Source organism: Aneurinibacillus sp. UBA3580, from assembly GCF_002375825.1.
GTDB lineage: Bacteria > Bacillota > Bacilli > Aneurinibacillales > Aneurinibacillaceae > Aneurinibacillus > Aneurinibacillus danicus.
The window spans coordinates 3,933-23,961 of sequence record NZ_DFMZ01000035.1; the positions used below are offsets into that span (position 1 = coordinate 3,933).

Genomic DNA, 20,029 nt, shown 5'->3' on the forward strand with positions numbered 1-20,029 from the left:
AAGAAAAAGGCGTTCGCCTTTTCTTTCATTTTTATGGCAGGGCTTGTGGCTAATGGGGTGTTTTTTATGAAAAGTATGACCATCTGGTAAAACGCTTACATTTTTTAAAGGAAATAGGATTGATTTCACAGTCATTTTTTCTGGCTTATCTATATAAATTCTGCTTTATCGTCTTTTTGCGGCGCGGACGTATAAGGCATGCTATTGTTTATATTACAAATTGTTAAAATAATAACGTTTTCATAAAGGAGCGTATCTATATGTTTGCGAAACGTTTACGGAATGCGTCGCTTCAGCAACGTCTTGTAACGGCCAAGGAAGCGGCTGGCTGGATTCAAGACGGAATGACGCTCGGCTTAAGCGGATTTACGCAAGCCGGAGATGCTAAGGTCGTACCGCGCGCGCTTGTGGATCGTGTTAAACAAACCGGTGAACAACTAAAAGTTAACGTATATACAGGGGCGTCTCTTGGTTCGGAAGTGGATGGCATTATGGCCGAAGCAGGCATTATTAATCGTCGCCTTCCGTTCCAGGCAGAGAAGAGAATGCGCAGCAAGATTAACAGCGGAGATATCATCTATGTGGATCAGCATCTTTCCCATACGGCAGAGATGGTGCGGGCGGGCACAATCGACCCAATCGACATTGCAATTGTGGAAGCGGTTGCGATTACGGAAGAAGGCTACATTGTACCAACAACATCGGTCGGCAACTCTGCTATCTTTGTTGAGCATGCCAGAGAAGTCATTATCGAGTTGAATCTGGCGCATCCGCTTTCGCTTGAAGGGGTGCATGATATATATGATGTAGGGCCGCAGGGGAAACGGCAGCCGATTATGCTTACAGAGGCTGAGCAGCGTATCGGTACCCAGGCCATTCAGGTGCCGCTTGAAAAAATCAAGGGAATTGTCGTAACAGAAGAGCCGGATACAGCTTCGTCCATTGTACAGCCGGATGAAGAGACCGCCACGATGGCTGCACACTTAATCGAATTTTTGCGTGGTGAAGTAAAAGCGGGCCGTCTGCCGAAGACGCTGGCGCCGCTGCAGTCCGGTATCGGATCGGTGGCAAATGCCGTATTCCACGGTTTCCTGGCATCCGAATTTACCGATTTGGAAGTATATTCGGAAGTGCTGCAGGATGCGGTATTCGATCTGCTGGATGCGGACAAAATCCGCTTTGCTTCCGGCTGTTCGATTATTTTGTCACCGGAAAAAGGGAAGCAGGTCTACCGGAATTTCGAGAAATACAAAGATCGCCTGATTCTGCGTCCGCAGGAGATTTCCAACCATCCGGAAATTATCCGCCGCCTCGGCTTGATTGCTATCAACACGGCGCTTGAGCTTGACATCTACGGCAACGTGAATTCAACTCATGTAATGGGAACCAACATGATGAACGGCATTGGCGGATCCGGCGATTTTGCCCGTAATTCCCGCCTCGGCATCTTCGTCACGAAGTCGATTGCCAAGGGCGGAAAAATATCAAGCATTGTGCCGTTCGTGTCGCATGTAGATCATACGGAGCACGATGTAGACGTTATTGTCACAGAACAGGGCATCGCTGATCTGCGGGGACTTTCTCCGCGTGAGCGTGCCCGTATTATTATCGAGAACTGTGCGCATCCGGATTACCGTCCGCAACTTCGCGCTTATTTCGAAGAAGCTTGTGAGCGCGGCGGACAGACGCCGCATGTGCTGGAAAAAGCGTTCTCCTGGCATACCCGCTTCCAGAAGGAAGGCACGATGCTTGAGGGACAGACGATAGATAAAGCAACAAATGAAAAAGAACCGACGCGAGTGTAAACATACAAAAGCTGTCCATGCAGGTACAGTGAGTGGAGAGTACAAATAGAGAAACGGATAGCCGCCTTTTCCCGTGGAAAGGCGGCTATCTTTTTTCATGATAGCGGCCACGCCCGCGCGTTTTTCTCATTCCTTTTTTATTCGCTTTCCTGTATAGTGGAAAAAGACGCTACGGATAATGGGAGTTTGATAAAGGATGAAACAACACCAGGAGGATACGTGCGAAATGGGATATATGCCGCCCGGTGTATCCGCGTCTTCCGCCATTCCAAAAGCCGAGACGACGGACGGATTGACCTCGGAACAACTGGTTGAAGATGATGCGCCGGACGCGTTTTTCTTTCGTGCGCTTGAGCAAACAGGCATTCGCCTAAATGAACCTCAAATCGAAGCCGTGCGTGCTGTGGAAGGCCAGGTGCTGATTAATGCCGGTGCGGGAAGCGGTAAGACGACCGTCCTCACCTGCCGTACCGCCTACCTTATGCTGGTCAAACGCGTACCGCCCCGCAATATCGTATTGGTTACGTTTACCCGGCAGGCCGCCCGCCAGATGAAGGAGCGGTTGCTTTCGATCCCGGGGGTCACACAGGCGATGGTGGGGCAGATTATCACCGGCACCTTTCATTCGCTGGCGCGGACCATCTATTTTCACAGGCTGGCGAATCCGCCACGTATCATGAGCGAGAAACAGAAGGAATTTATGATCGAACAGATTACCAAAGAGATGGCAACCGGCGAACAGTATGAACCGGAAACGCTGCTGTCACTCCTTGCGTACTTGAAAAACAACCTGTTCGTGGTAGGGGATACATGGGTAACAGAAGAAGTAGAAGGGCTGAAAGATGATGCGAGGCGTGTGCTGAAGCGGTATGAAGAGCATAAGCGGGAGAACAATCTCATTGACTATGAAGATCTCATTACCGGCTGCATCGAGACTTTGCGCGCCCATCCTGACTATCTGGCCGCGCTGCGCCGCCGGATGGCGTATGTCATGGTGGACGAATATCAGGATACAAACATCGCACAATATGAAATGATTCGATTGCTTTCAGCGGAAGCCAGCCTGTGCGTAGTGGGCGACCCGGACCAGGCCATCTACGGCTGGCGTGGAGCTGACCCGTCGATTATTCTCCGCTTTCCAGACGAGCATCCGGGCTGCACACGCATTACGCTTGATATTAATTACCGTTCGCCTGCAGGCGTTGTTGGATTGGGCAATGAAGTGATTCGTCATAACCGGAAACGGTTTAAAAAAGAATTGAAAGTGTTGCCCGGCGAAGCGGGCCTGCCAAAATATTTCATGGCCCGTTCAGCGGAAAAGGAAGCGGAGGAAGTGCTGAGCCTTATCGAGCGGCTGGTTAGCTCCGGCGAGTATACATACAATGATATTGCCGTTCTGTATAGGACCCACAGTACGGCGCGCACCCTATATGAAAAACTGCTTTTAAGCGGTATTCCATTTACGACGCATCGGGACGATCCTACGTTTTACGAACTGTCTACCATTCGGCCGGTGCTTGATTTTCTCAGGCTGTCGCTCGATCCGTACAATGAAGAGGCGCTTGAAGGCATCCTGCCGTGCCTGTATATCAGCAAAGCCCGCTACATGAAAGAAATTCAGATCGTATCTATTCAGCGTGGTGTATCGTATTTAGAGGCGCTTGTGCACCTGGACGCACTGCCGTCATTTCAGCGTCGCAGGCTTGCCGAGCAGGTGGGCTGGCTTCGCAGCATTGCACGACTGAGTCCGCTGCAGGCGGTACGCGAAATCCGCAACGAAGCAGGCGGCGGGTACGATAAATTTCTCGGCAGCGAACAGGATGGCGCGGTGACCTACCACAAAGAAATGCTGCGTGACGATTTGTTTGAACTTGAAGAGGCGGTGAAAGCATTCGCCACCGTACCGGAGTTTTTGGCGTATGTCGATACGATTCTCGCACAAAAAGAGACGCGCAGAAAGACGCAGCAGATAAGCCAGGGCGTCACGCTGCAGACGATTCATAGCGCCAAAGGGCTTGAGTATCCGGTCGTCATTCTTATCGGGGCTATTGACGGTGTATTGCCCCATAGTATCGCGGTCGATCCGGAAGAAAAACCGGATTATTGGCTGCATAAAAAAAGTGAGGAAAAACAGGACGAGGCACTTGAAGAGGAACGCCGACTCGCGTATGTGGCGATAACGCGCGCGATGCGGGAGCTTTATATTAGCTCACCTCAATACTTCCGAGGTAAACCGGTCCCGGTTTCGCCGTTTTTGCTGGAGGCATTCCAGAGTGTACCGCAAGTTCTGTCGCCCAGGAAATCGTAAGGAGGATGACACAGAGTGAAACCTGAAGCAGGGAGGCTGGTAACAGCAACCGTAGAGCGGCAGGCGCCGTTCGGTTATTTTGTATCGGTGGAAGGGCAGGACGTGCTGCTCCATCAAAGTGAAGTGGAAGGCGAGCTTGCCATCGGCGAGCAAATCGAAGTGTTTCTGTATCATGATCATCAGGACCGGCTGGCGGCTACCCAGCATGAGCCGAACGTGACGCTCGGTGAGTTCGGTTGGCTGGAAGTAAAAGACGTACATCCGCGCATGGGCGTATTTTTAGATAATGGCATTCAGAAAGATTTGCTGCTTCCGGCAGATCAATTGCCGGAAATGAAAAGCAAATGGCCGCGTCCTGGCGACCGGGTGTATGTTCAGCTCGAACACGATAAACAGGGCCGCATGCTGGCTTTGCTCGGCAGGGAAGAGGACTTTGCAGAGATTGCTGTACCGGCTGGGAAAGATGTATTCAATCAAGACATCATCGGCTACGTCTATAAAGTAATTAAAATCGGGGCGTTCCTTCTTACGGAAGGCCAGCATCTTGCCTTCATTCACCGGGAGGAGTCAAAAGAGCCGTTTCGCGTTGGCCAGCGGGTGGAAGGCCGGGTGTCCAAAGTGCGTGATGACGGGCGAGTGAATATCACGACAAAGCCGCGTAAGGAAGTCAGCTACAGACAGGATGCGGCACGCATTTACGATTATATCAAGAACCGGGGCGGCCGTATGCCGTATACGGACAAGACGGACCCGGACATTATTAAAGAAAAGTTCGGCATCAGCAAAGCCGCATTTAAACGCGCGCTCGGGAAGTTGATGAAAGAGCGTCGGGCCTATCAGGAAGATGGTTGGACGATTTTGACCGAACAGGAATAAGAAGAGAGTAAAGGCGCTGAACAATAACGTTCAGCGCCTTTTTTCTATAACAGATAACCTATGCATTTACTTAGCGAGAAATGAGTATAAACAAACAGGAAAGCACATAGAATATAAGTAAAAAATATTCTGATTATAAACAACATAGAAATAAAATAAAAAACATATAGAAATGTTTAAAATGCGACATAAACAGGGTAATGAATTCGAAACTATATCCTACATAGTCCAGATACATATAAAAAACATAGAGTAGGGAAGGATGTCGGACAATGCTGTACTATGATGAAAAATCGCAAATCAAGAAGTGGGAACGCTTATCGCTTCTGCGGGCGCAGGTACGCTATATGGAAAATTCGATAACGGAGCCTCAGGAACTGGAAGAATGTCCGACAGTGTTGGAAGAGATGCGAAACGGAGAGACGATAGACATCCATGCGCTTCATACCGGCGTATCCTGGCAGCAGGCACATGAAGTGAACCGCGAGATTACCCGGCGGATGGGCATGGACGCCTACCGGGATGCTTATAGATAATGTCCTGTACATTTTGTGCAGGGCATTATCTTTTTTGTCGAAAAAAAGTTGGCACATTTTCGCTGTTTTAACATACATTTTTTAAATAAAATGGTTTAGGCATCAAAAATTTTGGGTACTACAATGAATACGTTATATTTTCCTTTTTATATCCAACAGAACAACATAAAGGAGAGTGGAAAAATGTACTACGTGGTATATGAAACTATTTCTTTGTTCGGAAAATCGAACGACAACTGCGTGGCAGCATTTGAAACACTGGAGGAAGCACGTTTGTTTGCCAAAGAAGTTGCCGAACAGGGTTCTCCGAGAGTTACTATTGCACAGGAGATGGGTGAGGAAGAACGGCTGGCAAACTGACTGAATAAGCGCAAACACCGGGCTCTGATATAAGCGCCTTTTTTATACAAATTAAGCAGGAAATGTTTCGCAATGCAAAAAATTGGGTACATTACTCCTAGGTTGAAGCGGTAGAGACTGAAGCAGAGGAGTAGATGAACATGGTACATGGACGCTTGCTTTACTTCAACAAACACTCGGTAATTCCGCAGAAGGAAAAAGACGATACAAACATGCGTCCGGGCGAAGTGGTCACATATCACATGTCCGATGAAGAACTCGAGAAATACCGCAATTTACCGCCGGTTAAAGGCAAAAAGAGCATCTCACTTCCCTACCGGAAAAAGAAGAAATAAGCAAACACATCCCCGCTTACGAGGCGGGGATTTTTAATGGAAAAGGGCGATTGACCACATTTTGACCACCTTTAGTCTGCTAAAGCGCTTGGAGAAGATTGCTGTCGTGTATTCTTCATGGAAGTTTCTGGATTCGTAGCTAACTTTTTCAGCATATCGGGCAATATGTGTGAATACGTATCGAGCGTAATCGTGACACTGGCATGTCCAAGACGTTCAGAGACCGTCTTAAATCACTTTGCTTTTTCTTAAGAATACGCAAGGTTTGCGAAATAGATCGCTTTAGATTTAGCAACAAGTTCTTGTTTATCGTTATAAATCGAACACTCTGTGTGAATTAAAGTTCTACCCTGTTTTTCAAATTGGGCATTTGCTATCAAATATGTGCCAGTAGCTGGTCTCAAAAAGGAAACATGTAAATCGACGGTCACAACTCGTTGTATACCGTTTTCATTTGCCGAAACCAAGTTTGACATGGCTACATCAGCCAATGAAGAAATGACTACCTTTTTCTTCTTCTACTTTACCGTAAGATATACAAACTATAACGATCCGTTTGCTTCATATTCCCCATCCCTCTTTAAAAAGTGGTAGTACATGCGCGTTTTGCAAGCGTAAAACGAACGAAAAACGACGGTACTTAAACGATAAAGGCAAACCGATTGTCGTATGTACGCTTTGCGTAGAGTATGCTGAACGTCGTGCATACAGGAGGAGAGCATAGGTTGGAGAAAAATTATGTCATACATAGATGGTTTCATGATGAACTTTAATTCAGCGCTCATGTTATAAAACTTGTATATCAAAATTACTCTTACGGGTTTTTTCGGTGTCCACTAAATGGGGTCTTGACCAATTTGATGATGGGGTTTCTTTTATATATAATGATCTTAACTTAAAAGGCGATGGAGTTCGCCATAACTGCTGAAAGGCTAATGACTCCTACCGGTGATTTTACTGGTAGGAGTCTGTTTTTTTCAGAAAAAAAGGGAGGCACAACATGAATTTATTTGCACTTATCATTGGAGGATTTTTAGGGACAATCTCACGATATGAATTAGGGAGGGTGATTTTGCCTTTGTCCAATGGATTTCCTTTAGGAACCATGATTATTAACTTGTTAGGGTGTTTATTTCTTGGATGGTTTTTAACAATTACTTTGATACGTTGGAACGTTCGTCCTGAAATTCGCCTTGGAATTGGTACGGGATTTACTGGAGCCTTTACCACTTTTTCAACATTTTCCATTGAAACCATTACTCTCATTCAAAAGCATCATGTAGAACTTGCCATTGTTTATATGGTGATAAGTATTGCAGGTGGTATCGCTTTTTCAGCGATAGGTTATACCTTAGCTAAAGCAACAAAGCGAGGTGGAACAGCATGAGTATGATTTTATTAATTGGTTTGGGCGGGGTTATAGGTACCATTTCTAGATTCTATTTAGGAAAATGGGTTACTTCTAAAAGCAATAGTTTATTTCCTTGGGGTACTTTCATTATCAACATTTCAGGATCGTTTATTCTTGGAATATTATTCTTCCTCCATACTCGTGGAAATGTGGCGAATTGGCTTTGGCTGATGCTCGGAACTGGATTCTGCGGAGGTTATACGACGTTTTCCACTTTTAGTTATGAAACAGTTCAGTTAATGCAAAAGAAACAATTGTTGTATGCATTAGGCTATGTACTGCTATCTATCGTAGGGGGCCTATTATTTTGCTGGATTGGTATGAATGTAGGAGAGTTATCATAACTGACATTAGATATCCCCGCTTACGAGGCGGGGATTTTATGAAATAAAAAAGCCGGCACTAAGCCGGAAGAAGAAAGAATATTTTGGGGGATTCATACTATCACTCTATAATATTTGGTAATTATTTCATATAGGTCGAAAAGTGGAACTTAGAGGGGAGCGGTGGAAGCAGTTTGAGCGAAAATAAAAATCCCTTCTGCAATGCAGAAGGGCAAGGAGTGAAGGAGAGTTTAACTCATCACAAGTATATCCTCTTTCCTTGATAAATAAACAAAAACCCCCTTCCGAAGAAGGAGCAGATTTCCAGGTTGCCGGGAAAGTCTGGGCAACCTGAAAAGCGGGCAAATCACCTGCTTTTTCTATTTTAGCCATATACATGATTGATTATTTTCTTTTACGTTAATCGATTGAACACTACATTTCTCTTCTTCATTCACAATGAGTTGAAAAACATCAGGTCTTGCATAATGGCCTACTACATCAAAATCAAGTCTACTATAAGGAATTAGACGTAAATCTAAATCCGCCAGCAAGATATCCTCTCTCCCAAACACAGGCTCAACGATATATTCTCCAAGCGGCCCGACTATAGCACTGCCGCCAGAAGACATTTCTTCCGGGGATGATACGAGGTCATCGTAGCAGGCTAAATCTTTCGGGTACATATCTTTTGTAACAAACTGATTACAGGACAATACAAAACATCTGCCTTCCAGAGCAATATGACGAATCGTTGATTGCCATGTATCCCGGGCATCAGCCGTAGGCGCAATATATATTTCTACACCTTTTGCATACATGGCTGTTCGGGCTAAAGGCATATAGTTTTCCCAGCAAATAAGACCGCCTATTTTTCCAAAAGGTGTTTCAATGACCGGAAGTGTACTTCCGTCCCCTTCGCCCCAGATCAACCGTTCGGACCCCGTGGGTTTTAACTTTCTATGTTTTCCAAGAAGTTTTCCATTTGGTCCGAAATATAGTACTGTGCAATATACAGTTCCTGCGCTAAATTCTTGATCTCTCTCAATAACTCCAATTACAAGATACACGTTTGCCTTTCGTGCTGCTTCACCTAACATGTTTGTTGTTTCACCAGGAACAGGTACAGAATTTTCCCAGTACCGCAACCAATCTTTACGACCGGCTTCAGATCGGCTTCCTACTTTCATGCCGAATGATAATCCACGAGGATAGCCGGGAATAAAAGCTTCAGGGAATACAATCAAGTTAGCTCCTTTTTCTGCAGCTTCATAGATTAAAGATACTGCTTTTTCGGTTGTTGCTTCACGATCCATAATAATTGATGCGGCTTGAACAACAGCTACGCGGACTTTATCTTGTACCATTCTTATCCCGTCCTCCTGCAACAAAAGTTAAAAAATAGAATGCCTATAACTGGATATTTTTGTTGATTAAAATTAAGAATAATAGAATGGTACGAAATTATCAATATATTCAATCGGATAATGGGGTATATTGATCTGTTTTATGGAAAAAACAGGGGAGAAAGTTCGCTTTTTGATTCTCTGTCCCCTGTAGCTTGTGATCGTAAGTTAAAAACTATTCCAAGTTTACCCAGACTGATTTAACTTCCGTATACATTTCAAGGGCATATTTCCCCATTTCACGGCCAAACCCTGACTGTTTAAATCCACCGAAAGGCATTGCGGCATCGAAGAGATTATAGCAATTCACCCACACGGTTCCTGCCTCCAATGCGTGAGCTACCTTATGGGCTTTTCGAACATCTGTTGTCCAGACCCCGGCTCCTAATCCATATTCGCTGTCATTTGCCCGTCTAATCACATCGGCTATTTGTTCATCACCATCAAACGGCATTGCAGCAACAACCGGTCCAAAAATTTCTTCCCGCGCGATTGTCATCTGTTCGTTAACATCAGCAAAAATGGTGGGTGGAACAAAATATCCGGGACCTTCCTTGGGAGCGCCTCCGGTTAATGCTTTTGCCCCTTCCTCTTTCCCCTTTTCTAAATATCCTCTGACCGTTTCGTATTGTTTGGCGGAAACCAGTGCACCGACCTGCGTTTCCTCTTCCAGTCCAGGGCCAACTTTTAGCTTAGATGCCTCGCTGGCCATATCTGAAAGAAAATTATCATAAATCTTTTTATGAACAAACAAACGAGAACCCGCACTGCAAATTTGACCCTGATTGAAAAAGATGCTGCGAAGTGCACCCGGTATTGCCTTGCTAAAATCGGCATCCGGGAAAACAATATTCGGTGATTTCCCACCCAATTCCAGGGTTACGCGCTTTACGTTTTGAGATGCATCGCGCATAATAATCTTTCCAACCTCGGTGGACCCGGTAAAAGCAATTTTGCGAATTCTTGGATGCTTCGTTATTGCTGCACCTGCAATATGTCCATAACCCGATATAATATTAACAACACCTTCCGGAAACCCTGCTTCCTGAATTAACTCAGCCAGGTACAGGGCAGACAGAGGAGTGTCTTCAGCAGTTTTTAAGACAACAACGTTACCTGTAGCAAGCGCAGCTCCCAGTTTCCATGAGGCCATGAGTAAAGGAAAATTCCATGGAATAATTTGTCCACAAACGCCAATAGGTTCGCGACGTGTATAGGTAAAAATGTGTGGATGTAACGAATTATTGATTACTTCTCCACTAAATTTGTTAACCCATCCCGCATAATAACGAAAATGATCGATGACCAAGGGGACATCTGCATTTCTTGTCTCCCTAATGGGTTTACCATTATCAAGTGTTTCTAATTGTGCTATAGGTTCAAGATTTTCTTCAATTAAATCCGCTAACTTCCAAATTAAACGGCTTCTTTCACTGGCGGACATTTTGGACCAGGGTCCATGAAATGCTTTTTCTGCCGCTTCTACCGCTCGATCAATGTCTTTTTCATCTGCTTCGTATACTTCGCAAAGACCATCACCAGTAGCCGGGTTTATGCTTTTGAATGTTTTGCCGGAAATTGACTCGACAAACTGACCATCAATAAAAAGTTTTCGCGGTCCCTTTTTTAAGAAGTCTTGTACTTTTGGATGGACCTTCTCAGTGGTATTACTCAAAACACTCCACTCCTTACACTGATTTTTTTACTGCTTCACATAGGTTTTGAATAAAGGGTTTCAAATATTCCGCTTTAATCTCGTTAGATAAAGTAAGCTATTTCACAAAATTTGTCTTAGTGTTTGAAGCGCTTGATCTGGAAAATACGACCAAAGCATGAATTTTGAAAATTTTTTCTTTACACTTGATTCTTGCTTCTGTATAATTTTATTAATTCCTATAAATTTACTTTGTTTAAGGAGGAAAGACTATGGCTCAACCTTCTACATTAGTTAAAGTGTCCGCTGCAGGTAAGTGGGAATCCGGCGTCAAAACGAATATTTCTGTACGAAATTTCCCTGTTTTTTCGATAGATGAACCAGTAGCGTTAGGGGGAGAGGATACGGCACCAAATCCAGTAGAATATGTGCTTGCAGGCCTTAATGGTTGTAATGGTGTTATGATTCCATTAATAGCTCAGGAATTAGGCTTTACTTTCTCAGGAATTGATTTTGAAACTACAGGCATTATTGATACCCGGGGACTAATGGGGGTAGAAGGCGTTTCCCCGCATTTCCAAAAAATTCGTTTTCAGGTGAATATACAAACAGAAGAAAGCGAAGAGAGAGTGGAGCAACTGAAAAATGAAGTAGAGCGTAGATGTCCGGTATTTAATCTTTTTGTTGATGCCGGGATTGAAATTGATACAAAATGGCGTAAGGTTTAAATACAACAATCTCAAGAAGCAGGTTGATTGCGGGTTCTACATTAGATAAAGTCAATCGTTGAAAAAGGGGAGGGGTATTCATAGTGTGAGTACCCCCCCTTGTTTTTCCCGCCATGCAGATTAAGAATAAAAAAACCAGACAATCAAAGGTCCAAAAATAGAACCCGAGATCGCGCTTAACGTCATCGCAACAGAACCCATCGAGACCGTATGTTCTCCATATTCCAAAGCCTTCCCTATTCCGATCGCATGCGACGCACTGCCCAGTGCGATTCCTCGACCTAAAAAATCCGTAATTCTGAACCGGTTGAAGATGTAAGGTCCAAAGACAGCACCAGTAAATCCCGCGATCATGACAAATACGGCGGCTAACGGAGGAACACCGCCCAGTTCAGAAGCTATTTGCATCGCCACAGGTATTGTGATTGATTTAGGTACAAGGGAAAAAATCAGACTTTTTGAGAAACCAAGGGATTGCGCAAATAATATTCCACTTATGATTCCGACAATCGAGCCGACAAAAACGCCCCCTAAAACCGGAACCAAATTTTTCAGTAAGATATCCCTTTGTTTATATAAAGGGTAGGCAAGAGAAACAATCGCCGGTCCTAATAGGAGACTAATCCATTGTCCGCCAATCATATAGGTTTTATAAGGAACCTGGAAACAAACAAGAATGACAATAATCGTTAACGTCGTCGTCAGAGTTGGTATTAAAAATGGTAAATGAAAACGTCGATACAATCGATTCATGCATAAATAAGCAGCGACCGTCAATACGATCATGATTATTGCGATAAATGCTCTTGACACATTTTTTTTTCCTTTCTCTGTTGTGCTCGATTCGCTAACCATTGGCTCGTACACCCGGCTGCAATCATAACGATCAGGGTGCTAACCATAACGATAAAGAGAAGCATGACGCCACTACCGGCAAAGAGATGGGGATAATTCATGACGCCGACGGTAGCCGGGATAAATACCAGCGGTAAATAAGCCAGTAAAAATTCCGCTCCCGTTTCAATCCATGTTAAAGGACAGATTTTAAGTATTAATGCAATGAATAATAGAAACAACCCAATGATACTACCCGGAATCGGCAGGTGCAGCAAGTTATGCAGCCAATCTCCAACAAAAGAAAAAGCGTATAATAACGCAATTTGTGCAATAATTTTAATGATTTTCATTTAGCATGGTTAAGTCCTCACGGATACAGCTATAAGAGGAGTACCGTCCCCCCCCTTCATTTTATGCGATGTCTAAAAAGAGCTATTGAATAGAAAGTCGTAGTTTTATTTTGGCGGAAAATTTCCAAAGATAAAAGAAAACGTAGCTAAAGTTTCAACAGCTTATAGCATGGATTCTTTTGTTATTGTATCTCTGATGTCTGTGGGATGCAATAGCTTCGCCCTCCCCCATTCTTTCCTCTCTTTTTCCCCGCACCTCCAAAAGTCAGCCACTCTTCCCTTCATTTTTATGGCAGAGCTTGTGACTCATCGGCCATGGTGGTTTTGTTACCCTCAGTAATTTCAATAAATGTATATCTCTTTATTTAATTTCTCATAATAAATAGTACAAAAATACGGGCATAGAAAAGGGGAAAGTATGTCTTTCTTTCGTTCTTTCTTGAGAGGTAAACCAGCGTTTCGCAGTCAGAAACAGGCTGATGACATCTTATACAGGGAAATCGATCCCTCTGTCTCTGTAAACCTCCAACAGGTATCCAGGCTGTTTAGCGGCATTCCGGAGCTTACGACCCGTGAGATTTCATTAAAAACAGGACAGAAGGCAGCTCTTGTGTATATGGATGGTCTGGTAGATAAGACAGTCATTAACACAGATATTCTTCGTCCGCTTTTATATGGGGAATTTAATCAAAAAGATGCTTTGGAATCTGCTGTGGCGATAGGACAGATCAAAAAAGTCCGGAAATGGTCTGATATTGAACAGGCCCTCCTGATGGGGAAAAGCATTCTCTTTATTGATGGACATGACTCTGCCCTTGAACTTGAAACACAAAGATGGCCGGAGCGAGCGATTGAGGAGCCGCAGGCAGAATTGTCAGTCAAAAGCGGCGCACACCAGGGGTTTATTGAAACAGCCGGTCAAAATATTGCCATGATCCGCCGCTATATCCCAAGCCGGGAGTTAAAGGTGAAAGAATTGATGGTCGGGGAGCGGGGACGTGTAAAAATTTCGCTGCTTTACCTGGCGGATGTTGTAAATCAACAGGCTCTCCAGGAAGTCGAAAGCAGAATTACATCGATTCATGTTGATACGATTCTCAACACCGGAGAGTTAGAGGAACTCATCGAAGATCATCCGTATACACCTTTTCCGCAGTTTGCCATAACGGAACGTCCGGATACGGCAGCTTCCCATCTCCTTCAGGGGCGAGTCGCTATCGTTGCAGACCGTTCGCCGGGCGTGTTAATAGGACCGATGACCTTTTCTGCTTTTTTTCAAACGACGGATGATTATAATATACGATGGCTCGCCGCTTCGTTTATCCGGATGCTGCATTTCGCCGGATTTGTCATCGCGATTTTTACGCCTGCTTTCTACATCTCGATAATTTCCTTTCATTATGAGGTGATTCCGCTTCCATTACTTTTATCGATTGCAGAATCAAGGGAGAGGGTCCCGTTTCCGCCTCTAGTAGAAGCGGTGCTTATGGAAATTGTACTTGAGATGCTCCGGGAAGCAGGGGTCCGGCTCCCAGGACCCATTGGTCAAACCATAGGCGTTGTCGGCGGGATTGTCATTGGCCAGGCGGCGGTTCAGGCCGGACTTGTAAGCAATATTATGGTCATTGTCGTGTCCATCACCGCGATCGCTTCTTTTATTGTTCCGAATGTGGAAATGTTGCATGGGATACGGCTGATTCGTTTTCCGATGATGCTTCTCGCTGCTGCTTTTGGCGCAGTGGGCATCATATCTGGAACAATGGCGCTTGTGGCTCATTTACTCTCTTTAGAATCCCTCGGAGTACCGTATAGCGCCCCCATCTCACCGCTGCGCCTTTCGGATATGAAAGATACGTTTGTTCGTTTACCGATGCGGATGATGACGAAGCGCCCTGTATCGATTCGGCCCAGCCAGTTACAACGGCAAGGGGATCGGAGAAAACGTAGGGAGGATCAATGAACAGATTCGTCAAGAAAGAAATAACATTACTCCAGTATATTCTCGCTATTAATGGAGTCCAGGTAGGGACCAGCATCTTGACTCTTCCAGGGGGAGTGGCCAAGACGGCAGGGACGGACGGCTGGATCTCGATTATTCTGGGGTGGGCTTTGACGACGGTGGTCAGCCTATGCATTGTTCACCTTATGGCCAAGCATCCAGGGGATACCATGCTTGAGCTGTTGACACGGTATCTGGGGAAATGGCCGGGGAAAGCAGTGATGGGAATCTGGATGTTATATGCTTTATTCGCAGTCACGGTCATTCTTTTTGTTACCGTATCCATTGTTCAAGAATGGATTTTACCGAACACGTCCAACTATTTCATCGTCACCCTATTTATGATTAACGCTTATATGATTGTACGTGGGGGTGTGCGAATTATTGCGCGCTATGCGGAATTTGTTTTTTTCTTCACGCTTGGGCTGCCGATATTGTTAATGTTCCCGCTCAAAGATAGTCACTGGATTTACCTGCTGCCCATATTGAAGGAAGGGTGGATGCCAATCCTTTATACAGTAAAAACCACCGTCATTGCCTTTCTTGGATTTGAGATGGCGTTTCTCTTCTATCCGTATCTACAAAATAAAAAAGCCGCAGCCAAAGGGATTGTGATTGCCAATACTCTCACGTTGGTTGTTTACCTTCATATTACGTTCATTTGTTTCATTTATTTTAGCCCGGAGGAAATCACGCAATTTTTATGGCCCACGCTTACCCTTGTCAAACCGATCCAGTTTCCGTTTCTCGAACGAATGGAAATTGTCTTTGTATCCTTTTACATTTTTCTTTTTTCAACTTCGGGGATTCCCTACCTTTTTTTTGTTACGGATACTTTTTCTCAGCTGTGTAATAAAAAGGACTGGCAGCTGCCGTACCTTTTGCTTCCACTTTTTGCAGTTGTCTCCTTCTTCTTCAGACCGTCCTATCAGGAGCTTGAACTATGGAAAGAGTGGTGGGGGGGGATAAGTTATTTCATCGCCTATGCGTTCCCGGTTATATTCCTTTTCTATGTAACAGGTTATACGCATTGGAAAAGGAGGCAAATCGATGATAAAGCGGGCTAAATTCATCCTGGCATGCTTCTGGCTGCTGCTCATGCCGGCATGCAGGGAACAGCTTGATGTGGAGAAAACAACGTTATCTTTAGTCTATGGTTTTGATATGGATAGAGATAATAAAATTATTGTTTATCAGGTAAGTCCTGTTTTTAATAAAGATGCGAAAAAGAAATACGAAGTATATGGAGCAAAAACAGATACAACCAGACAGGCAAGGGAAGTGTTTAACAGTGTAAGTAATGGTGAGATTGCGACCGGGAAACTGCAGGTACTTATGTTTAGCGAGCGGCTGTTGAAAAAAGAAAGCATCTTACCCTATCTGGATGTCGCCTATCGCGATCCAAAAAATACAGGGAATATGCGCATGGTCGCTGTGAAAGGATCAGTTTCTTCTATTGTGAACAGTGAGTTTAGTGATAAACCCGCCCTTCCTATGTACCTAACCAATGTAGTCGATGTAGAAAAGGAGTCCAATCGGACAGCGTTTGTTACGCTGCAGCAATTTCATACGCTGGCATTCGATAAGGGAATTACGCCTGCCATTTCAGAAATAAAAAAAGGAAAGAATGCGATTGTTGTCACCGGTTCTGCGCTTTTAGATAACAGAGGAGTACATAAGATGTCGTTAAACCGCCGGGAAAGCGCGCTGCTTCTTATGCTCCAGAAGAAGTCGAGGCTCCCGGTATCCCTTACTATCCGTATGCCGTCCTCGTCACTGGAAACCCTCAATATTAAAAAAAATAGAAAAAATACAGACTTTGTAACTGTAGATATAGTTGGACTAAGCCGCAGTATTTCGACCCATTATAAGAAGAGCCGTTTTTTGTTTGATGTAAAAATGAATCTCGAGATTGATCTGGTGGAGCGTACATTGGATGTAGATATGAAGAAAAAGAAGGAGCAACTCACTGCGATTATTACCGATCAGCTCGAAAAGGAGCTCAATGGATTGATTCAGAAAGTGCAGAAGCAGCATCTTGATCCGTTTGGATTTGGGTGGTATGCGCGTGCGTATCAATATCAGCAGTGGAAAAAGGTTGATAATCGCTGGCCGGACGAATTTTCACGGGCGACCGTTACGGTAACGCCGATCATAAAAATTAAGGGTCATGGTGTGATTCAATAAAGACTATACGCAGCAGGCAGAAGGTACGAACCGTCTTTCACGACCATGGCTTTTCAGCCGCAGCTCCGACATGAAAATGATGGGAAGGGCGGCTGACTTTTGCGGTACGAAGGAAAAGAGAGAAGAGAACGAGGGAATGATTTCAATGGGGAAAAAGGCGAATGTCTTTTTCTTCCCTGGATCCCATTTCCTCTTCCCCTTCCTTCTTTCCTCATGATTTTCACAGAAAAGCATTGAAAAGTCATACTATTGATAATATAATGCTTTTTAGTGAATAAAATTCACTAAAAAGTACGGGGTTGAAGAAATAAGGAGACATTTAAATTTTTCGAAATCATGAATGAAGTGGGGTAAAAAGCTCTTCAAAAGTCTATGATAGCTTTGCTGGAGCAACGCCTGCACAAAAAAATATTGAAAAAGTCATAGTATTAATAATATAATATATTTAGTGAACCGCATTCACTAAATATGCAGGATTAAACAAAAGGAGGAAATTTGAAGTTTTCAAAATTATTAATGAAGGGAGGTGAAAAACGAGTGGAGGCTAAAAAACAAGCGGAACCCCCCAAAAAATCTTCAACTTCTTATGGGAACGTCGCTCATGCTTTAGACATTCTACTAGCTTTTAAAGGTAAAAGCGAATTTACTTTAGCTGAAATATCCGAATCTTTAGGTATTAGAAAAAGCTATTTGCTAAAAATATTAGAAAACTTAAAGGAAAAAAGATTTATTGTTCAGGATCCCGATACAGGAAAATATCAATTGGGTTTAGCCTGTCTTGAATTAGGAAATGCATTCGAAAAACGTTTGGATATTCGTAAAGTTACCCATCCTTCGCTTGTAGAATTAGCTAAAGTCACAGATGAATTAGTGCACTTTGGTGTGCTAGATGGCGATGTTGTAGTTCTGCTGGATCGAGTTGTTGCGAATGATTCATCCTTACGATTACAATTTCACTTATCATTAACATCACCGCCATATTCGACGGCACTTGGGAAGGTCTTATTGGCCTTCAGTGATGAAGCTAAAGTTGAACAATATCTTTCAACGACAAAACTGGAACCATACACTTCGCACACAACCGTTGATCCTGATATGCTCCGGCTGGAGTTAGCTCAAATTCGGAAGACTGGCTACTATCTATCTTATGAAACCTTTGAAAGTGGAATTTCATGTATATCTGCTCCTGTTTTTGCTAAAAACGGGGTAATCAGGGCGGCTATCAGTATTTGTGCACCTACAATTCGAATTATGTCCAAAGAAAAAGAGTTGCTTAAACATCTGCTTGAAACTACTTCCAGGGTATCAAGCAACTTAGGATATGACATTAAGAATGAGGTGGGAGAATCAATGAATTAACACATGCTAATTTAATAAAAAAAAGAGGCGCCTTTTCCTTACAATGGCAAGCGACCAAACTCCCCATATGAAAGGATGCGACCTCTGAACAAGTATACCACACTTCGACTGAAGAAATTAAAAATATTTTAGCACAATATGACTTATATACTTCTTTTTTAGTTTTTAAAGAGGGAGGAGTACTATGACTCAAGTTCAAACGGTAGATCAAACGGAAGTTTCTAGAGAAGTTTCCAAAAAACAGGCAAATAAAGCATTATTAGCAAGTATGGTCGGAAGCTCAATTGAGTGGTTTGATTTTTTTCTTTATGGGTCATTGGCTTCGCTGGTGTTTAATAAACTGTTTTTTCCGAGTCATGATCCGGTAGTTGGGTTGTTGCTTTCTTATCTATCGTTTGGGCTTTCATTTTTCATTCGCCCGCTAGGTGGAATTGTTTTTAGTCATATTGGCGATAAGATCGGGAGAAAGAAAACGCTTATATTAACTTTATCGCTAATGGGCGGGGCTACCTTTTTGATTGGTTTATTACCTGATTATAACGCTATCGGGATATGGGCACCTATTTTACTGGTCGTGCTGCGTTTATGCCAGGGCCTTGGCATCGGTGGGGAGTGGGGCGGTTCTGTGCTATTGGCGGTAGAATATGCAAAAAAAGAGAACCGCGGGTTTTTTGGAAGTATTCCGCAACTGGGCGTACCCATCGGAATGCTGCTCGGAACACTGGCTATCTCACTGACGAGTGCTTTGCCGGAAGATCAATTTCTCGCATGGGGCTGGCGTTTACCGTTTCTCCTGAGTGCTGTGCTTATTTTTCTGGGTCTTTGGATTCGTAACGGTATTGATGAAACGCCAACTTTCAAAGAAGCAAAAGAGAGTGGCAACATCGCCAGGGTGCCGCTTGTCGCAACTTTCCGTTATCACTGGAAGGCTGTGTTATTAACTGTAGGGGCTAAATTTATAGAAACGGGACCATACTATATTTTTGCAACCTTTGTAATCGCTTACTCAACCCAATACCTTGGGTATGATACGGTTACTGTACTTAATGCAGTGGCAATTGCTAATTTAGTAACAGTAATCATGATCCCTTGTATGGGGAAACTGTCTGATAAAATCGGCAGAAAGCCTTTATATATCGGCGGAACTGTTGGCATGATACTGTTTGCCTTCCCGTATTTTTATCTGTTATCCCTAAAGTCTGCCGTATGGTTAACGATAGCGACCATTATCGCGATAGGAATTATTTGGGCACCGATTGAGGCTGTGATGGGAACGATGTTCTCGGAAATCTTTAGCACAAATGTACGTATGACTGGCATTTCTGTGGGGAATCAGATAGGTGCTGCCGTGTTCGGTGGTACAGCGCCGATGATCGCACTCGCATTGCTTAACGCTTTCAATGATTCCTGGATCCCTATCGCTATTTATATTATTCTTGCAGGTGTCATTTCTCTTATTTCGCTTGCTTTGATGCGGGAAACAAAGGATATAGAATTATCATAAAAATATAAACAGTCAAATATCCGCATTAAACATAATCTTGGCACATTTACA

The 20,029-nt window shown here is 43.9% G+C and carries 19 protein-coding genes and 1 riboswitch; of the genes, 14 read left to right on the top strand and 5 right to left on the bottom strand.

Annotation, left to right across the window (positions count from 1 at the left end):
• Window positions 1–260 precede the first annotated feature (260 nt).
• From B2899_RS05805 to B2899_RS05830, 6 genes are all read left to right on the top strand, one after another.
• Window positions 261–1,805 (top strand): acetyl-CoA hydrolase/transferase family protein, encoded by a 1,545-nt coding sequence (locus B2899_RS05805; protein WP_286884455.1) that lies wholly within the window; start codon window positions 261–263, stop codon window positions 1,803–1,805.
• A gap of 196 nt (window positions 1,806–2,001) precedes the next feature.
• Complete coding sequence (locus tag B2899_RS05810) at window positions 2,002–4,113, top strand: ATP-dependent helicase (protein ID WP_286884456.1); 2,112 nt, start codon at window positions 2,002–2,004, stop codon at window positions 4,111–4,113.
• Window positions 4,114–4,128: 15 nt separating this feature from the next.
• On the top strand, window positions 4,129–4,989 hold the full coding sequence (locus B2899_RS05815) for a CvfB family protein (RefSeq protein ID WP_146809332.1): 861 nt from the start codon (window positions 4,129–4,131) through the stop codon (window positions 4,987–4,989).
• 272 nt (window positions 4,990–5,261) lie between these two features.
• Window positions 5,262–5,525, top strand: a complete 264-nt coding sequence (locus B2899_RS05820) for a hypothetical protein (RefSeq protein ID WP_146809331.1) — start codon at window positions 5,262–5,264, stop codon at window positions 5,523–5,525.
• 183 nt (window positions 5,526–5,708) lie between these two features.
• A complete protein-coding gene (locus B2899_RS05825) occupies window positions 5,709–5,885 on the top strand; it encodes a hypothetical protein (protein ID WP_170230189.1) in 177 nt (58 codons plus the stop codon).
• Between the two features lie 140 nt (window positions 5,886–6,025).
• Window positions 6,026–6,220: a hypothetical protein gene (locus B2899_RS05830; protein WP_170230188.1), complete on the top strand. Its 195-nt coding sequence runs from the start codon at window positions 6,026–6,028 to the stop codon at window positions 6,218–6,220.
• Between the two features lie 248 nt (window positions 6,221–6,468).
• Here B2899_RS05830 and B2899_RS05835 read toward each other — a convergent pair whose 3' ends face one another.
• Window positions 6,469–6,711 carry a PaaI family thioesterase gene (locus B2899_RS05835; RefSeq protein ID WP_281285994.1) on the bottom strand — a complete coding sequence of 81 codons (243 nt, stop codon included), beginning with the start codon at window positions 6,709–6,711 and terminating at the stop codon, window positions 6,469–6,471.
• Window positions 6,712–7,112: 401 nt separating this feature from the next.
• Window positions 7,113–7,172, top strand: a riboswitch (Fluoride riboswitch).
• 48 nt (window positions 7,173–7,220) lie between these two features.
• Here B2899_RS05835 and crcB (B2899_RS05840) point away from each other — a divergent pair.
• Both crcB (B2899_RS05840) and crcB (B2899_RS05845) read left to right on the top strand, forming a co-directional pair.
• Window positions 7,221–7,607 carry a fluoride efflux transporter CrcB gene (gene crcB / locus B2899_RS05840; protein WP_146809329.1) on the top strand — a complete coding sequence of 129 codons (387 nt, stop codon included), beginning with the start codon at window positions 7,221–7,223 and terminating at the stop codon, window positions 7,605–7,607.
• Window positions 7,604–7,975, top strand: coding sequence for a fluoride efflux transporter CrcB (gene crcB / locus B2899_RS05845; RefSeq protein ID WP_307724483.1), 372 nt, complete (start codon window positions 7,604–7,606; stop codon window positions 7,973–7,975). Before crcB (B2899_RS05840) ends, crcB (B2899_RS05845) begins: the two co-directional genes overlap by 4 nt.
• 359 nt (window positions 7,976–8,334) lie before the next feature.
• Here crcB (B2899_RS05845) and B2899_RS05850 read toward each other — a convergent pair whose 3' ends face one another.
• Both B2899_RS05850 and B2899_RS05855 read right to left on the bottom strand, forming a co-directional pair.
• The gene (locus B2899_RS05850; RefSeq protein ID WP_286884457.1) at window positions 8,335–9,321 is read right to left on the bottom strand and encodes a carbon-nitrogen hydrolase family protein; all 987 of its coding nucleotides are present in this window, start codon (window positions 9,319–9,321) and stop codon (window positions 8,335–8,337) included.
• Between the two features lie 214 nt (window positions 9,322–9,535).
• Window positions 9,536–11,035 (bottom strand): aldehyde dehydrogenase family protein, encoded by a 1,500-nt coding sequence (locus tag B2899_RS05855; RefSeq protein WP_146809327.1) that lies wholly within the window; start codon window positions 11,033–11,035, stop codon window positions 9,536–9,538.
• Between the two features lie 251 nt (window positions 11,036–11,286).
• Between B2899_RS05855 and B2899_RS05860 the strand changes: the two genes are divergently transcribed.
• Complete coding sequence (locus B2899_RS05860; RefSeq protein WP_286884458.1) at window positions 11,287–11,742, top strand: OsmC family protein; 456 nt, start codon at window positions 11,287–11,289, stop codon at window positions 11,740–11,742.
• 120 nt (window positions 11,743–11,862) lie between these two features.
• On the opposite strand, the gene B2899_RS05865 is transcribed toward B2899_RS05860, so the two are convergent.
• On the bottom strand, window positions 11,863–12,555 hold the full coding sequence (locus B2899_RS05865) for an LrgB family protein (protein WP_146809325.1): 693 nt from the start codon (window positions 12,553–12,555) through the stop codon (window positions 11,863–11,865).
• Complete coding sequence (locus B2899_RS05870) at window positions 12,531–12,929, bottom strand: CidA/LrgA family protein (RefSeq protein ID WP_286884459.1); 399 nt, start codon at window positions 12,927–12,929, stop codon at window positions 12,531–12,533. The genes B2899_RS05865 and B2899_RS05870 overlap by 25 nt, the downstream gene beginning before the upstream one ends.
• Before the next feature lie 418 nt (window positions 12,930–13,347).
• Between B2899_RS05870 and B2899_RS05875 the strand changes: the two genes are divergently transcribed.
• The 5 genes from B2899_RS05875 (at window position 13,348) to B2899_RS05895 (ending at window position 19,978) form a co-directional block, all read left to right on the top strand.
• Window positions 13,348–14,889 (top strand): spore germination protein, encoded by a 1,542-nt coding sequence (locus B2899_RS05875; RefSeq protein WP_286884460.1) that lies wholly within the window; start codon window positions 13,348–13,350, stop codon window positions 14,887–14,889.
• A complete protein-coding gene (locus tag B2899_RS05880; protein WP_286884461.1) occupies window positions 14,886–15,995 on the top strand; it encodes a GerAB/ArcD/ProY family transporter in 1,110 nt (369 codons plus the stop codon). Before B2899_RS05875 ends, B2899_RS05880 begins: the two co-directional genes overlap by 4 nt.
• On the top strand, window positions 15,979–17,115 hold the full coding sequence (locus B2899_RS05885; RefSeq protein WP_286884462.1) for a Ger(x)C family spore germination protein: 1,137 nt from the start codon (window positions 15,979–15,981) through the stop codon (window positions 17,113–17,115). The genes B2899_RS05880 and B2899_RS05885 overlap by 17 nt, the downstream gene beginning before the upstream one ends.
• A 495-nt stretch (window positions 17,116–17,610) precedes the next feature.
• Window positions 17,611–18,474 carry an IclR family transcriptional regulator gene (locus B2899_RS05890; protein WP_246147259.1) on the top strand — a complete coding sequence of 288 codons (864 nt, stop codon included), beginning with the start codon at window positions 17,611–17,613 and terminating at the stop codon, window positions 18,472–18,474.
• Window positions 18,475–18,658: 184 nt separating this feature from the next.
• A complete protein-coding gene (locus B2899_RS05895) occupies window positions 18,659–19,978 on the top strand; it encodes an MFS transporter (RefSeq protein ID WP_146809319.1) in 1,320 nt (439 codons plus the stop codon).
• The last annotated feature ends 51 nt before the right edge of the window (window positions 19,979–20,029 follow it).

Bases quoted from the DNA above. Each gene is read 5' to 3' on its own strand.
- B2899_RS05805 (WP_286884455.1), top strand. From the start codon at position 261: ATGTTTGCGAAACGTTTACGGAATGCGTCGCTTCAGCAACGTCTTGTA.
- B2899_RS05885 (WP_286884462.1), top strand. From the start codon at position 15,979: ATGATAAAGCGGGCTAAATTCATCCTGGCATGCTTCTGGCTGCTGCTC.
- B2899_RS05810 (WP_286884456.1), top strand. From the start codon at position 2,002: ATGAAACAACACCAGGAGGATACGTGCGAAATGGGATATATGCCGCCC.
- B2899_RS05880 (WP_286884461.1), top strand. From the start codon at position 14,886: ATGAACAGATTCGTCAAGAAAGAAATAACATTACTCCAGTATATTCTC.
- B2899_RS05820 (WP_146809331.1), top strand. From the start codon at position 5,262: ATGCTGTACTATGATGAAAAATCGCAAATCAAGAAGTGGGAACGCTTA.
- B2899_RS05850 (WP_286884457.1), bottom strand. From the start codon at position 9,321: ATGGTACAAGATAAAGTCCGCGTAGCTGTTGTTCAAGCCGCATCAATT.
- B2899_RS05825 (WP_170230189.1), top strand. From the start codon at position 5,709: ATGTACTACGTGGTATATGAAACTATTTCTTTGTTCGGAAAATCGAAC.
- B2899_RS05895 (WP_146809319.1), top strand. From the start codon at position 18,659: ATGACTCAAGTTCAAACGGTAGATCAAACGGAAGTTTCTAGAGAAGTT.
- crcB (WP_146809329.1), top strand. From the start codon at position 7,221: ATGAATTTATTTGCACTTATCATTGGAGGATTTTTAGGGACAATCTCA.
- B2899_RS05870 (WP_286884459.1), bottom strand. From the start codon at position 12,929: ATGAAAATCATTAAAATTATTGCACAAATTGCGTTATTATACGCTTTT.
- B2899_RS05860 (WP_286884458.1), top strand. From the start codon at position 11,287: ATGGCTCAACCTTCTACATTAGTTAAAGTGTCCGCTGCAGGTAAGTGG.
- B2899_RS05875 (WP_286884460.1), top strand. From the start codon at position 13,348: ATGTCTTTCTTTCGTTCTTTCTTGAGAGGTAAACCAGCGTTTCGCAGT.
- B2899_RS05830 (WP_170230188.1), top strand. From the start codon at position 6,026: ATGGTACATGGACGCTTGCTTTACTTCAACAAACACTCGGTAATTCCG.
- crcB (WP_307724483.1), top strand. From the start codon at position 7,604: ATGAGTATGATTTTATTAATTGGTTTGGGCGGGGTTATAGGTACCATT.